We start from the raw sequence: 13977 nt of genomic DNA on the forward strand, positions 1-13977 counted from the left end.
CGTCCTCTCCGCCCGCCCGCCGACACTCGCGCACGTCGCCCAGCTCGCCGGAGTCTCCCCGGCGACCGCGTCCCGCGTGCTCAACGGCTCCGCCCGGGTGAGCCGGGCCGCCCGGCTCCAGGTCGAGGCCGCCGTCGAGCGGCTCGGCTACGTCCGCCGCCGCGCGGGCTCCCCCGACCGCGTCTCCTCCGGGACGATCGCCGCCGTCGTGTGCGAGGACGGCTGCCGCGTCCTCGGCGACCCCTACTTCGCGCGCCTGCTGTGGGGCGTGCGGCGCGAGCTCGCGGGCCGCGCGCCGCTCGTCGTCCTCATGGCCGGCCGGGCGGAGGAGTGGCGGGCGACCACCGGCTACCTGCGCGGCGGGCAGGCCGAGGGCGTGCTGCTCCTCGGCGCCCGCCGCGACCATCTCGCGCCGCTCGTGCAGGCGGCCGCGGGCGCACCGGTCGTGCTGGCCGGCCGGCCCCTGGAGGACGTCGCGCTCCCGTACGTCGACGTCGACAACCTGGGCGGGGCGCAGGCCGCCGTCCGGCACCTGCTCGCCTCCGGGCGGCGCCGCATCGGCACGATCGCCGGGCCCGCCGACATGGGCGCCGGCGTCGACCGGCTGGCCGGCTACCGGCTCGCCGCGCAGGAGGCCGGCATGGGCGTCAACGGGCTCGTCTGCCAGGGCGACTTCGGCCGGCTGTCCGGTGAGCGGGCGATGCGCCGGCTGCTGGAACGGCGGCCGGACGTCGACGCCGTCCTCGCCGCGTCCGACCAGATGGCCGTGGGCGCCCTGAGCGCGCTGCGCCGCGCCGGCCGCCGCGTCCCCGACGACGTGGCCGTCGTCGGATTCGACGACGCCCCGGTCGCCCGGCAGGTCCGGCCCCGGCTGACCACCGTCCAGCAGCCGGCCGAGGACCTCGGCGCCCGGCTGGCCCGCGAGCTGCGGGCCTGCACCGGGGGCCGGCCCGCCGGCGAGCGCGCCGTCGTGCTGCGCACCAAGCTGATCATCCGGGAGTCCGGCTGACGACCCCGGGCTGACGCGGGCCGCTCGTCCCGCCCCTCTCCGCACCGCCACCGGACTCCGCCGGTGGTGGAGCCCGCCGTGCCCGGAGAACGGGCTCTAGAGGAAGGAACACAGGTGAGAAGACGACAACGATGGCGCGTGCTCACCGCCGTGGGCACCGCGCTGACGCTGCTCTTCGGCGGCCTTGGGGCCGTGGTGCCCGCGCGGGCCGCCGCGGCGTCCTGCAAGGTCGCCTACACGGCCAACGACTGGGGCAGCGGCTTCACGGCGAGCATCGACATCACCAACCAGGGCGACCCCCTCGACGGCTGGGAGCTCACCTACTCCTACTCGGGGAACCAGCGGCTGACCAGCGGCTGGTCGGGCAGATGGTCCCAGTCGGGCTCGGAGGTCACCGTCACCAGCGAGAGCTGGAACGGGTCACTGGGCACCGGCGCGACCGTCAACGTGGGCGCGCAGTTCACCTACAGCGGGACGAACGCCGAACCCACCGCGTTCACCCTCAACGGCACGCGCTGCAACGAGAGCGCGCCCGCGCCGACCGTGGCGCTGACCAGCCCGTCCGCCGGGGCGACGTACTCGGTGGGCGCCTCGGTGCCGCTGGCGGCGACCGCCCAGGCCGCGGACGGAGAGTCCATCGCCAAGGTCGAGTTCTTCAACCAGGACGGGATCCTCGGCGCGGCCGACACCACGGCCCCCTACAGCCTGAACTGGACGCCGTCCGAGGCCGGCGCCCACTCGGTCTACGCGAGGGCGACCGACGGCAACGGCACGACAGGCGAGTCGACCCCGGTGGGCATCACGGTGACCGCGGAGGCGAGCGTCGTGGCGAGCCCGGCCGCGCTGACCGTCGCGCAGGGCTCGACCGCCACGTTCGGCGTGCGGCTGTCCGAGGCCCCGTCCGGCGACGTGACCGTGACGACCGCCCGCACCGCGGGCAACAGCGGCCTGTCGGTCACCGGCGGCGGCACGCTCACGTTCACGCCGCAGAACTGGTCCACCGCCCGCAACGTGGAGATCACCGCGGACGACTCCGGGACCGGCACCGCCACGTTCACCTCCACCGCGCCCGGCTATTCGGCCGCCGAGGTGACGGCGACGCAGGTCGAGACCGGCGGTGACACCTACACCCAGCGGTTCCTCGACCAGTACGACAAGATCAAGGACCCGGCGAACGGCTACTTCAGCCCCGAGGGCATCCCGTACCACTCGGTCGAGACGTTCCTGATCGAAGCCCCGGACCACGGGCACGAGACGACGTCGGAGGCGTACAGCTACCTCATCTGGCTGGAGGCCATGTACGGCAAGGTCACACAGAACTGGCAGCCGTTCAACGACTCCTGGTCGCTGATGGAGAGGTACATGATCCCGACCAGCGAGGACCAGCCGACGAACTCCTTCTACGACCCGTCCTCGCCCGCCACCTACGCCGCCGAGCATCCCGACCCGAGCGACTACCCGAGTCCGATCGACGACAGCGTCCCCACCGGCCAGGACCCGATCGCGTCGGAACTGGAGGCCGCGTACGGCACCGACGACGTCTACGGAATGCACTGGCTGCAGGACGTGGACAACGTCTACGGCTACGGCAACACGCCGGGCGGCGGCTGCGAGGAGGGGCCCGGCGCCGACGGCCCGTCCTACATCAACACCTACCAGCGCGGCTCCCAGGAATCGGTGTTCGAGACCGTCCCGCAGCCGACGTGCGACAGGTTCGAGTACGGCGGCCCCAACGGCTTCCTCGACCTGTTCATCGAGGACGACTCCTACGCCGAGCAGTGGAAGTTCACCAACGCCCCCGACGCCGACGCCCGCGCCATCCAGGCCGCGTACTGGGCGAACGTGTGGGCCGGTGAGCAGGGCAAGGCCGGCGAGGTCTCGGCCACCGTCGCGAAGGCGGGCAAGCTGGGCGACTACCTCAGGTACGCGTTCTTCGACAAGTACTTCAAGGAGATCGGCGACTGCCACCCCGCCACGTCCTGCCCCGGCGGGACGGGCAAGAGCAGCGCCCACTACCTCCTGTCGTGGTACTACGCGTGGGGCGGCGCGCTGGACTCCGGCGCCGGCTGGGCGTGGCGCATCGGCGACGGCGCCTCGCACTTCGGCTACCAGAACCCCTTCGCCGCCTGGGCGCTGGTGAACGACCCGGCGCTCGCCCCGCGCGGCGCGACGGCGAAGGCCGACTGGGAGACCAGCCTCACCCGGCAGCTGCAGCTCTACAAGTGGCTGCAGTCCGCCGAGGGCGGCATCGCGGGCGGGGTCACCAACAGCTGGGAGGGCAGCTACAGCACACCGCCGTCCGACCTGACGACCTTCTTCGGCATGGCGTACGACTGGCAGCCCGTCTACCACGACCCGCCGAGCAACCAGTGGTTCGGCTTCCAGGCGTGGTCGATGGAGCGGGTCGCCGAGCTGTACCAGGTCACCGGTAACGCCGACGCCGAGGCGATCCTCGACAAGTGGGTCGACTGGGCGCTGTCGGAGACGACGGTGGACCCGGCCACGGGCACCATCCAGATCCCGTCCACGCTGAGGTGGTCCGGGGCGCCCGACGCCGACTGGTCGTCCGCGAGCGGAATGCCGCCGGCGAACAGCGGCCTGCACGTCTCCGTCGAGGACCACACCGACGACGTCGGCGTCACCGCCGCGTACGCCAAGACCCTGACGTACTACGCGGCCAGGTCCGGCGACGAGGACGCCAGGCAGACCGCCAAGGATCTCCTCGACGCCCTGTGGCAGCACACCGACGGCAAGGGCATCGCCGTCGAGGAGACGAAGGGCGACTACGACCGCGTCAACGACCCGGTCTACATCCCGCCGGGCTGGAACGGGACCATGCCGAACGGAGACCCGATCAACTCGAACTCGACGTTCATGTCCATCCGCTCCTTCTACGAGGACGACCCCGATTTCGACCGTGTGTGGGCCTACGCCAACGGCGAGACCTCCACACCGCCGGTGTTCACCTACCACCGGTTCTGGGCCCAGGCCGACATCGCCCTGGCGATGGCGGACTACGGCCGCCTCTTCAACGAGTGACCCCCTTCGGGGCCCGCGGCGGAGCCACCCCCGCCGCGGGCCCCGCAAGGGCGGACCGGCGCGGACTATGCGAACATATGTTCGTGTCGGGTGGTGCTGTGATCTTGCATGCCGATCTGGACGCGTTCTACGCGTCGGTCGAGCAGCGTGACGATCCCGCGCTGCGCGGGCGGCCGGTGATCGTCGGGGCCGGGGTGGTGCTGGCTGCCAGCTACGAGGCCAAGGCCTGCGGTGTGCGGACCGCGATGAGCGGCGGGACGGCGCGGCGGCTCTGCCCGCGGGCGGTCGTCGTCCCGCCCCGGATGAGCGCCTACGCCGCGGCGAGCAAGGCGGTGTTCGCCGTCTTCCGCGCCACGACCCCGCTGGTGGAGGGGCTGTCGATCGACGAGGCGTTCCTCGACGTGGACGGGCTGGGGACGCCGCCCGCGGACGTCGCGGTGCGGCTGCGGCGGGTGGTCGCCGAGGAGGTCGGGCTGCCGATCACCGTCGGGGTGGCGCGCACCAAGTTCCTCGCCAAGGTCGCCAGCGGTGTCGCCAAGCCCGACGGGCTGCTGGTGGTGCCGCCCGAAGGGGAGATGGAGTTCCTGCGCCCGCTGCCGGTCCGGAGCCTGTGGGGCGTCGGCCGCGCGACCGCCGCCCGCCTCGCCCGGTACGGCGTCACGACGGTCGGGGACGTCGCCGACATGCCGGAGAGCACCCTCGTGTCGCTGCTCGGCCCCGGCGCCGGCGGCCACCTGCACGACCTGGCCCGCAACCGCGACCCGCGCCCGGTGCGCACCGGTGTCCGGCGCCGGTCGATGGGCGCGCAGCGGGCGCTGGGGCGCCGCGCCCGGTCGCCGGAGGAGCTGGACGCCATGCTCGTCGGCCTGGCCGACCGCCTCGGGGGCCGGCTGCGCGCGGCGCGGCGCCTGTGCCGGACGGTCACGCTCCGGCTGCGGTTCGGCGACTTCGCGCGGGCCACGCGCTCGCGCACGCTGCCGCAGGCGACCGCCGAGACGCCGCGGATCCTGGACGTGGCGCGCGGCCTCCTCGCCGCCGCCGCGCCGCTGATCGGCAGCCGCGGCCTCACCCTGATCGGCCTCTCGCTCGGCGACCTGCGCGACGACCGGGCCGTGCAGCTCGCGCTCCCGCTGGACGGGGTGCCGTGGGCCGGGGACGTGGACGCCACGGTCGACGGCGTACGTGGCCGGTTCGGGACGTCCGCGATCACCCGCGCCGTGCTCCTCGGCCGTGATCAGGGGACGTCCGCCCCGCTGCCGCCCGACTGAGCCGCGCGGCCCCGCGGGCGGGCGCGCCCGGCGCCCGTGAGACCATCGTCCTCCGGGGACGAGTGGAGTGGTGATGGCCGATGAGAGGTGGCCTCCGGCCGAGGTCGATCTGACGACGCCCAACACCGCGCGGATCTACGACTACCTGCTCGGCGGCAAGGACAACTACGCCGCCGACCGCGAGGTGGCCGAGCAGCTGATCGAGCTCATCCCCGAGGCGCGGACGGCGGCCCGGGAGAACCACGCCTTCATCGGGCGCGCGGTCCGCCTCCTGGCCCGCGAGGGCGTCCGCCAGTTCATCGACATCGGCAGCAAGCTGCCCGCCCGCGGGAACGTCCACGAGGTCGCCGCCGAGGTGGCGCCGGACGCGGCGGTGGTGTTCGCCGACGGCGACCCGGTCGTGCTGGTGCACGCGCGGGCCCTGCTCGCCGGGACACCGCGCACGGCGGTGGCGAGCTGCGACCCGCTGCGCCCCGAGACCGTGACCCGCGACCGGCAGGTCCGCGCGCTCATCGACTTCGAGCGGCCGGTGGCGTGCGTGCTCGACCGCGTCCTGCACTTCATCGACGACGCCGCCGAGGCCGCCGCGGCCGTCCGGCGCCTGCACGACGCCCTGCCGCCCGGCAGCCACCTGGTGTTCACGCACATCACCCAGGACCCGGAACCGGAGTCCGGCGGCGACGTCGGCAAGGTGTTCAAGCCGACCAGCGGCCACTTCTGGGGCCGGAGCCGCGCCGAGATTCTCGACATCGTCGGATGCTTCGACCTCCTCGAACCGGGCCTGACCTACACCCCGCAGTGGCGGCCCGACCCGTCCGTTCCCGCGGTCGAGCATCCGGAACGGACCTTCACCCTGGCGGGCGTCGGCCGCCGGCGCTGACCGTCAGCCGGCGCGCCGGTGCAGCAGGCGCCGCGTCCGGGCGGCCAGGCCGGACGGCGCGGCGGGCGCCAGGGCGGTGCCGGTGTCAACCCAGCCCCGGTGGCTCCGGCCGGTGACCCGCAGCCGGACGAGCGGGACGTACGACTCCGCCCTGATGCCCTCGTAACCGTGCCGGACGATCGAGTGGTAGATGTCCTCGGACACGACCAGGACCAGCGGCGCGGCGGTGCGCCGCAGCGCGAGCTTCGCCTCCGGCGAGTCCAGCAGCCGGCACGCCACGTCGAGGGCCTCGCCGAAATTGCCGCGCCCGTCATTGTGCACCTCTCCGGCGTGCACGACGACGCGAATGCGAATTCGGCGGTCGCCGCCCGGGGCGATCAGCCGCTCCGCATTGTATTCCGCCAGCAGGGCGGACAGGAGGGGCACGACCGGGTGCAGCAGCAGCGTTTTCGGAACCTCGTCTAGCGGCGGGATGAGAACGAGCACCCCGTCGCCGCGGTCGACGTAGGCCTCCCGGAGGCCCGCCACGATCCCGGACCGGTTGAACGCCTCCTCCAGCAGCCGGTACAGCACGCGGCGCAGTTCCGCCTTGACCGGGTCGGTGCGTGTGGTCGAGCCTTCGATGTCGACCGCCAGGATGGTGCGGTAGCGCGGCCGGAGCCGCGCCCTGTCGAGGACCGGCGGCCGCGGTCCCGACGCGTCGACGAGGACGGGCCGCCGGGCCCCCGCCCGGCCCCCGTCCACCAACGTCTCACGCTTCATTTCCCCCGCGCCCCTTTCGCCCCTTGGGCCCCTGTCGGGCGAAAACGATCCTGGCATTAGCGAATCGAATCGGCAATCCAGGTGATCCCGGATATGATCCCGGGGTTTCCCGGGGGCGTTTTCCGGCAGTGTGAATTCCGTTCGGTTAAGGGGAGAATCCGCATCGATCGGATAACGCCTTCGCGATCAGGCGGGACGGGCGGGGAAACTGCCCGTGCGGCCGGTTCCGCCGTCCGCGCGGCCGGGCCGGCCCCGGGAAAGCACGGACCCCGGCACCGTGGGTTTCCGGTGGCAGGACGTGTCCGCAGGTCCGAGCATGGAGAGGGTGGTCGTGGTGATTCCCGCCCCCCGGAGACGCAGGTCCCCGCCGTGGTTCGGCGCGGAGACGAGGCGCGCCCTCGCCGCCGGGTCGGCGGTGGCGGGGCTCGCGCTGGTCGCGGGCTGGCCGTACTGGCGCGGGCATCAGGGGGCCGCGGCGATCACGCTGGTGAGCTGCGCCGGGCTCGCGGTGGTGGGCGTCCTGCTCGCCACCGGCGGGCGGACGCGGCGCACCGGGCTGCTGTTCCTGACCGCGTCGGTGTGCTGGGCGGCCAACTGGGCGGCGAGCTGGGACGCGGGCATCGGCCCGATGATGTCGCCGTACGCGCAGGCCGAGTTCTACCTCGCGCTGGGCGTGGGCGTCCTGCTGTATCCGAGCGGGCGGCTGGAGTACCTGGCCGACCGGATCTGGACGGCCGTGGCGTGCGTGATCCTGCTCGGCTGCCCGACGGCGCTGTGGGTGACGTCCGAACCGGAGTGGGCCGCGTTCCGCGGCGAGTCGGTCTGGTGGCCGGCGCCGTTCCCCGACTTCGGCGCGTTCCAGGCCGTGCTGCGGGTCTCCGCGGCGCTGTACCTCCTCCTGGCCCTGTCGTTCGCCGTCGTGCTGCTGCTGCGGCTGCCCCGGATGGGACGGCTGCGGCGCCTGCTCACCCTCCCGGTGACCGTCGCGCTGGCGTTCGTCGGCATCTCCGCCGCGGTGACCCAGAAGCCGATCATGGAGGCGTCGATACCGCTCGACGACCTCCTGCAGGTCTACGTGGTCCAGGGCGCGGTCGTCGTCCTCGTGCCGCTGACGCTGCTGGCGTCCGGGCTGCGCCTCCGCATCGGCGAGCTGACCGTGGCCGGGCGGATGCTCCGGCTCACCGCGCCGGTGTCGGTCGAGCGGGTCCGCGACGCGCTGCGCGACGTCCTGCACGACCCGACCCTGGAGCTGTGGTTCTGGGCGCCGATGGAGGAGACCTACGTCGACACCGGCGGGCGTCCCGTCACCATCGGCCCGGACGGCGAAGCGGAGGCGGACGGGGACTCCGCCGGGGGACGGTGGCGGCACCGGGTGCTCAGCGCCTCCGGGGACAGGCTCGCCGTCGTGGAGCTCGGCGGCGCGCTCCGCGACCACGAGTCCCTGGTCGAGGCCGCGCTGGTCGCGGGCGGCCGGGCGCTGGAGACCGCGCGGCTCCAGGCCAGCGTGCACGCCGGCCTGGAGCAGGTCCGCTCCGCCTACCGCCGGCTCGTCCGCGCCGAGACCGTGGAGCGCGAGCGCCTCGCCCGCGACCTGCACGACGGCGCCCAGCAGCGGCTCCTGGCGCTCGGCGCGATGCTCGGCACGCTGGAGGCCGTGACCGACGACCCCGTGGTCAAGGAGCACGCCCGGACCTGCCGCGCCGAGCTGGTGGCGGCGCTCGGCGAACTGCGGGCGCTCGCCCGCGAGGTGCGGCCGGCGCTGCTCGCACAGGACGGCCTCGGCCCCGCGCTGGAGGTCGTCGCCGAGCGGCTCGGCACCCGCGTCAAGCTCGACGTCACCGCCCGGCGGTTCTCCGGCGAGATCGAGTCCGCGCTTTACTCCGCACTTTGCGAGGCGCTGTCGTACGCTGTCGACCGCGCGGGTGCGTCCGAGGTGCTGGTGCGGGTCCGCGCCGAGGACGGGCGGCTGGCCGCGGAGGTGAGCTGCGACGGCGCGGGCGGCCCGGCCGCCGGTCCCGCCGACCTGCCGGGGCTGTCCGGCCGGCTCCGGGCGCTGCGCGGGCACGTGGAATTCGACGGCGGCCCCGGGCGGGGCACGACGGTGAGGATGGACCTCCCATGCGAGTAGCGGTGGCCGAGGACAGCGGGATCTTCCGGCAGGCCCTGGTCACCCTGCTCACCACGGTCGGCATCGAGGTCGTCGTGTCCGCCGGCTCCGGCGACGAGCTCGTCGCCCGCGTCGCGGGCGACCCGCCCGACGTGGCGATCGTCGACCTGCACATGCCGCCGACGTACACCAACGAGGGCGTCGTCGCCGCACGCCGCCTCCTTGAGCGGCACCCGGGCATCGGCGTGCTCGTCCTGTCGGCCTACAACGAGACGCCGCAGGCGATGGAGCTGTTCCGCGACCAGCCGCGCGGTGTCGGCTACCTGCTGAAGGACCACGTCACCGACGTGGAGAACCTGCGGTCCGCGCTGGAGCGGGTGATGCGCGGCGAGGTCGTCATCGACCCGGACGTGGTGAGCAGGCTCGTCGAGGCCCGGCACCGGGAGCACGAGCTGGCGAGGCTGTCCGAGCGCGAGCGGGAGGTGCTGGCGCTGATGGCCCAGGGCCACTCCAACGCGGGGATCGGCAGGCGGCTGCACCTGTCCGCCCGGACCGTCGAGGACCACGTCCGGGCGATCTTCACCAAGCTCGGGATCGTCTCGTCGGGCGGGCCGCCGGGGCCGCAGGACAGCAACAAGCGCGTGCTCGCCGTCCTCACCTGGCTGCGCGCCGCGGACGCGCGCTGAGCCCGCGGGCATCAATCGGGTAACGGGCCCTCGCGTCCGGTGCGCCGGGTGCGGAACACTGACCGTGCCGGTCGGACCGCGTCAGCGATCCGGTGGGCGGTCCCCGCGTGCCACCGGGACGCGCCCCGGGCCCGCCCTGCCCGAGGTCGCGCCCGGCATATCCCCATGCTCCCGGCGCCGCCGCCCCGCGCGCATCCGGGGAAACCCCGGAGCCGGCCCGGGACGGCACGGAAGACCGCCCCGGCACGCACTGCCCCGGACGACTCGAAGGGACCGCGGTGAGGCCCGTTCCCTGGCGGCCGCCCCTGTGGCTCGGCGCGCGGGTCCGCCGCGCCGTGGCCGCGGGCGCGGCCGTGGCGGCGGGCGCGCTGGCGTGCGGCTGGCCGTACTGGCGCGGGGAGCCCGCCGCCGCCGTCGTCACCCTCGCCTGCTGCGGCGGGTTCGCGGTCGCGGGCGGGCTGCTGGCCGCCGGGCGGCTCGGCCGGCGGACGGGCAAGGCGTTCGTCGTCGCGGCGGCGGCGTGGGCGGGCACCTGGTCGGCGGCCTGGGACGCCGGCGCGGGCCCGGTCGTGTCGGTGTTCGCCCAGTCGGTGTTCTTCACCGCGATCGGGATCGGCGCCCTGCTGTACCCGGGAGGGCGGCTGGAGGGGTTCGCCGCCCGGGCGTGGACGGGCGCGGCCGTCGTGATCATGGTCGGCGGCCAGGCCGTCCTGTGCGCCTACTCGCGGCCGGCCTGGAACGGCTTCGCCCCCACGGTGGCCTGGCCGGCGTTGGCCCCCGACTTCGCCGCGTTCCAGGCCCTGCAGCGCGGGCTGACGGCCGCGGCGGCGGCGCTGGCCGGCGCGCTGGTGATCATCCTGGTGGCGCGGCTGCCGCGGATCGGGCCGCTGGACCGCGCGCTCACCGTCCCGGTCGCGGCGACCGTGACGGTCGGCGTCACCGGCGCCCTGGCCGTCCAGGGGAAGCTCATCGGCCATGGCGTGGCGCTGGAGGACGTCATGCGCGTCTACCTCGTCCAGGGGGTCTTCGCCACGATGGTGCCGCTGGCCTTCCTGGGCACGGCGCTGCGCTCCCGGCTCGCCGAGCTGACCGTCGCCGAGCGGATGCAGCGCCTCACCGACCCCGTCTCCGTGGAGAACGTCCGCGACGCCCTGCGCAGCGTCCTGCGCGACGGCACCCTGGAGCTGTGGCTCTGGGCCGGCGGCGGCTACGTCGACGTGACCGGCCGCCGGGCCGGCGCCTCGCCCGGCGAGGCCCCCGGGCGGTGGCGGCACGAGGTCAGGACGTCCGGCGGCGGGCCCCTGGCCGTCGTGGACGTCGACGTCGCGCTCCGCGACCACGAGCCGCTCGTCGAGGCCGCGCTGACCGCCGGGGGCCGCGCGCTGGAGACCGCGCGGCTGGAGGCCGAGGCCCAGGCCGCCCTCGAACAGGCCCGCGATGCCCGGGAGCGGCTCGTCCGCGTCCAGGCGGCCGAGCGCGAGCGGCTCGCCGCGGACCTGCAGCGCAGCGCCCAGCAGCGGCTCCGGGCACTGGAGGGGCTGCTCACGGAGCTGGAGTCCGCGGCCGGGGACCCGCGGGCGCGCGAGCAGGCCCGGACCTGCCGCCGCGAGCTGGCCGAGGCGGTCGCCGAACTGGACGAGCTCGCCCGCGGCGTGCATCCGGCGATCCTCGCCGACGCCGGCCTGGCCCCGGCCATGGAACTCGTCGCGGCCCGGGCGGCCGTCGCGGTCTCGCTCGACATCCCCGCCGGCCGGTTCCCGCCCGAGATCGAGTCGACGCTGTACTTCGCCCTGTGCGAGGCCCTCGCCAACGCCGTCAAGCACGCCGCGGCCGGCTCCGTCGAGCTGAGCGTCCGCCCCGGCCCGGACCGGATCGTCGCCGAGGTCCGCGACGACGGCGTGGGCGGCGCCGCCCCGTCCCGCCGCGGCGGCCTCGCCGGCCTGACCGACCGCGTCCGCGCCCTCCGCGGCGACGTCACCGTGCACAGCCCGCCCGGCGCGGGCACCACCCTGGAGATCACCCTTCCCGCCCCCCGGCCGGGCGGCGGTGGCTAGGGGGCCGCGTCGCGGACGATGGGGAGGAGGTAGCGGCGGGCGAAGGCGCGGGCGCCCTCGTCGTCGAGGGGGATGTGCCCGTCGGGGGTCAGCATGAGGGAGTGGGTGAGGCGGATGAGGATCTCGGCGACGACCGCGGGGTCGGCGTGCGGCGGTGCGGCGCCGGCCCGCTGGGCGGTGCGCAGGCGCCCGGCGAGGTAGCCGCGGGCCGCCGCCAGCAGCGGGCCGGCCCGCACCGTGGCGTGCGGGAGGAAGAGCTCGGGCTCGACGACCATGAGCCGGGTCATCAGGCGCTGCTCCCGGCTGATCCGCAGCGTGACGGCGAAGCCCTCGACCAGGCGCTCCTCCAGGGTCGGCAGGGCCGCGACGGCCGCGTCCAGCTCGGCGAAGAAGCGCCGCGCCTCCCGCAGCAGGACGCCCGTGACCAGGTCGCCCTTGGTGGGGAAGCGGCGGTAGATGGTGGCGCGGCCGAGCCCGCACTCGCGGGCGACGTCGTCCATGGTGGTGCGGCGAGGCCCGTAGGTCTCGAACGACCGCAGCGCGGCGTCCAGGATCCGGTCGGTCCGGGGTTCGCTCTCCGGGCCGCCGGTCAGGAGGCTGCGCAGGAGTTCGTCGTCGCTCTTCACCGTGCGGCCGATTCTAGCCGCCCGGTGCGCGGCGGGCCGTCCGCGCGGCGCGGGCCGCGACGGGGGAGTAGTACAGCGGCCCGGGCGTCGCGGCGCCCGCGTGAGACGTTAATACGAAATGCGTATCATCACGCACGGGGCGGCGAGGCCGGGGCCGTCAGCCCGCGCCGGTCTCGTGCAGGGCGGCGACCGCGTGGTCCTGTGTCGGGTGGGCGACGAGGTGGCGGTCCAGGCCGCTGCGCTCGAGGATCGTGCGGAACCGCCGCTCCGGCCGCGCCAGCACGAACTCGCCGCCGGCCCGGTGCGCGTTCTTCCAGAGGACGATCAGCGCGTTGAGGCCCGAGGAGTCGCAGAAGTCGACCTCGCCGACGTCCATGACGACCCGCGGCGGCCCGTCCAGCAGGCGCATGTCGGCGAGGACATGGTCGCGCAGCAGGTCCGAGGTGAGGATGGTGAGCTCCCCCTCGGCCTCCACGACGAGGCAGGAACCGCGGGTGGTGCTGCGGACGCGCAGCGGTTCGGGTGGGACCGAGCCCGGCGGTCCGTCCGCTCCTGGAGACATGCCGATCACCTTCCGTTGGCGCAGGCAGATCGCCTACCCGCGGCGGGGCGGGTCATGCGGGCCGCCGGCCGGAGGTCCCGGCGGATCAGCGGAGGCGGATGAACTCGATGGCCTCGTCGGCGAGGCGCCGGGCGGACGGCGCGTAGCGGTCGCGCAGCTCCCGCACCACCCGCTGCGCCCGGATGGCGGGCCAGTCCGCGGGCAGGTGCTCGACGGGGAGCCGGGGGTCGGCGCGGACGAGCTGCAGCCACTCGGTGGTCAGCCACAGGTGGCGGGCGAGGTCGTCGGGGGCGCCGGGCAGCGGGTCCGGGCGGTCCCAGCGGCCGAGGAACGCCAGGTACCCGCCGGCGAGGCCGTCCAGGTCGAACGCCTCGCGCAGCATGGCGCCCACGTCCGTGGGCTGCTCGGCCGCCCCGGCGAAGACCTTGAGGTGGCCGTTCAGGCCGAGGCCGGCGACGATCGGGCGGACGTCCACCCGGGACGGCGCGATCCACGTGCCGTTGCCGAGCGAGCCGAACCCGGCCCAGGTGAGCCGGGCGCGCAGATCGTGGCGGACGCGCTGCCACGACTCGGGCATGGAGAACGCGAGCACCGTCCAGGTGCCGTCCCAGTCGTCGTTGAGGACGCCGCGCCGCCAGACGCGGTCCTCGCCGTCCCGCAGGATCTCCTCCGACCGGGGGGTGAGCCCGAAGTGCATGCGCCGGCCCGAGCGGTGCCGCATGAGCAGGCCCCGGCCGACCATGCGGCTGAGCGTCGACCGGACGGCGTGCTCGCCGACGCCGAGCCGTGCGAAGGTCGTGATGAAGCTTCCGGAGAACACCGCGATGTCGCGGCCGAGGACGTAGTTGCCGAGATAGGTCAGCATCAGCGACTGTGGCCGGAGCCTCGGGTGCGGCTCACCTGCCGCCCGCGGCCCGGCCGCGCTGCCCGCGTTCACGCTTCCGGCTCCCGTCATCCCGCCAGCGTAACGACGGCGGCGGGACC

Annotated in this window: 11 protein-coding genes; 7 read left to right on the plus strand and 4 right to left on the minus strand. The window is 74.9% G+C overall.

The window, feature by feature from the left end; genetic code table 11:
- From E1289_RS11870 to E1289_RS11885, 4 genes are all read left to right on the plus strand, one after another.
- The coding region (locus E1289_RS11870; RefSeq protein WP_131978991.1) for a LacI family DNA-binding transcriptional regulator at positions 1 to 1009 on the plus strand (1009 nt) is incomplete at its 5' end.
- Between the two features lie 114 nt (positions 1010 to 1123).
- Entirely contained in the window at positions 1124 to 4048 is a 2925-nt protein-coding gene (locus E1289_RS11875; RefSeq protein ID WP_131978994.1) for a glycoside hydrolase family 48 protein, read from the plus strand.
- A 77-nt stretch (positions 4049 to 4125) separates the two neighbouring features.
- On the plus strand, positions 4126 to 5316 hold the full coding sequence (gene dinB / locus E1289_RS11880; protein ID WP_131978997.1) for a DNA polymerase IV: 1191 nt from the start codon (positions 4126 to 4128) through the stop codon (positions 5314 to 5316).
- 73 nt (positions 5317 to 5389) lie between these two features.
- Positions 5390 to 6196: an SAM-dependent methyltransferase gene (locus tag E1289_RS11885; RefSeq protein ID WP_131979000.1), complete on the plus strand. Its 807-nt coding sequence runs from the start codon at positions 5390 to 5392 to the stop codon at positions 6194 to 6196.
- A gap of 3 nt (positions 6197 to 6199) precedes the next feature.
- Here the strand turns inward: E1289_RS11885 and E1289_RS11890 are convergent, their stop codons facing one another.
- Positions 6200 to 6958: a hypothetical protein gene (locus E1289_RS11890; RefSeq protein WP_243712765.1), complete on the minus strand. Its 759-nt coding sequence runs from the start codon at positions 6956 to 6958 to the stop codon at positions 6200 to 6202.
- A 316-nt stretch (positions 6959 to 7274) separates the two neighbouring features.
- On the opposite strand from E1289_RS11890, the gene E1289_RS11895 reads away from it, so the two are divergent.
- The 3 genes from E1289_RS11895 to E1289_RS11905 all read left to right on the plus strand — a co-directional run bounded on the left by E1289_RS11895 (position 7275) and on the right by E1289_RS11905 (position 11805).
- Positions 7275 to 9086 carry a histidine kinase gene (locus tag E1289_RS11895; protein ID WP_131979003.1) on the plus strand — a complete coding sequence of 604 codons (1812 nt, stop codon included), beginning with the start codon at positions 7275 to 7277 and terminating at the stop codon, positions 9084 to 9086.
- Positions 9077 to 9751 carry a response regulator transcription factor gene (locus E1289_RS11900; protein ID WP_131979006.1) on the plus strand — a complete coding sequence of 225 codons (675 nt, stop codon included), beginning with the start codon at positions 9077 to 9079 and terminating at the stop codon, positions 9749 to 9751. The genes E1289_RS11895 and E1289_RS11900 overlap by 10 nt, the downstream gene beginning before the upstream one ends.
- A 278-nt stretch (positions 9752 to 10029) precedes the next feature.
- Complete coding sequence (locus E1289_RS11905) at positions 10030 to 11805, plus strand: ATP-binding protein (RefSeq protein ID WP_131979009.1); 1776 nt, start codon at positions 10030 to 10032, stop codon at positions 11803 to 11805.
- Here E1289_RS11905 and E1289_RS11910 read toward each other — a convergent pair.
- The 3 genes from E1289_RS11910 to E1289_RS11920 all read right to left on the minus strand — a co-directional run bounded on the left by E1289_RS11910 (position 11802) and on the right by E1289_RS11920 (position 13948).
- Positions 11802 to 12431 carry a TetR/AcrR family transcriptional regulator gene (locus tag E1289_RS11910; protein ID WP_243712766.1) on the minus strand — a complete coding sequence of 210 codons (630 nt, stop codon included), beginning with the start codon at positions 12429 to 12431 and terminating at the stop codon, positions 11802 to 11804. The genes E1289_RS11905 and E1289_RS11910 overlap by 4 nt on opposite strands.
- Before the next feature lie 157 nt (positions 12432 to 12588).
- Entirely contained in the window at positions 12589 to 12993 is a 405-nt protein-coding gene (locus E1289_RS11915) for an STAS domain-containing protein (protein WP_131979012.1), read from the minus strand.
- A gap of 85 nt (positions 12994 to 13078) precedes the next feature.
- Positions 13079 to 13948 (minus strand): PaaX family transcriptional regulator C-terminal domain-containing protein, encoded by an 870-nt coding sequence (locus E1289_RS11920; protein WP_243712767.1) that lies wholly within the window; start codon positions 13946 to 13948, stop codon positions 13079 to 13081.
- Positions 13949 to 13977: the final 29 nt, after the last annotated feature.

The organism is Actinomadura sp. 6K520 (assembly GCF_004349245.1).
Lineage (GTDB): Bacteria > Actinomycetota > Actinomycetes > Streptosporangiales > Streptosporangiaceae > Spirillospora.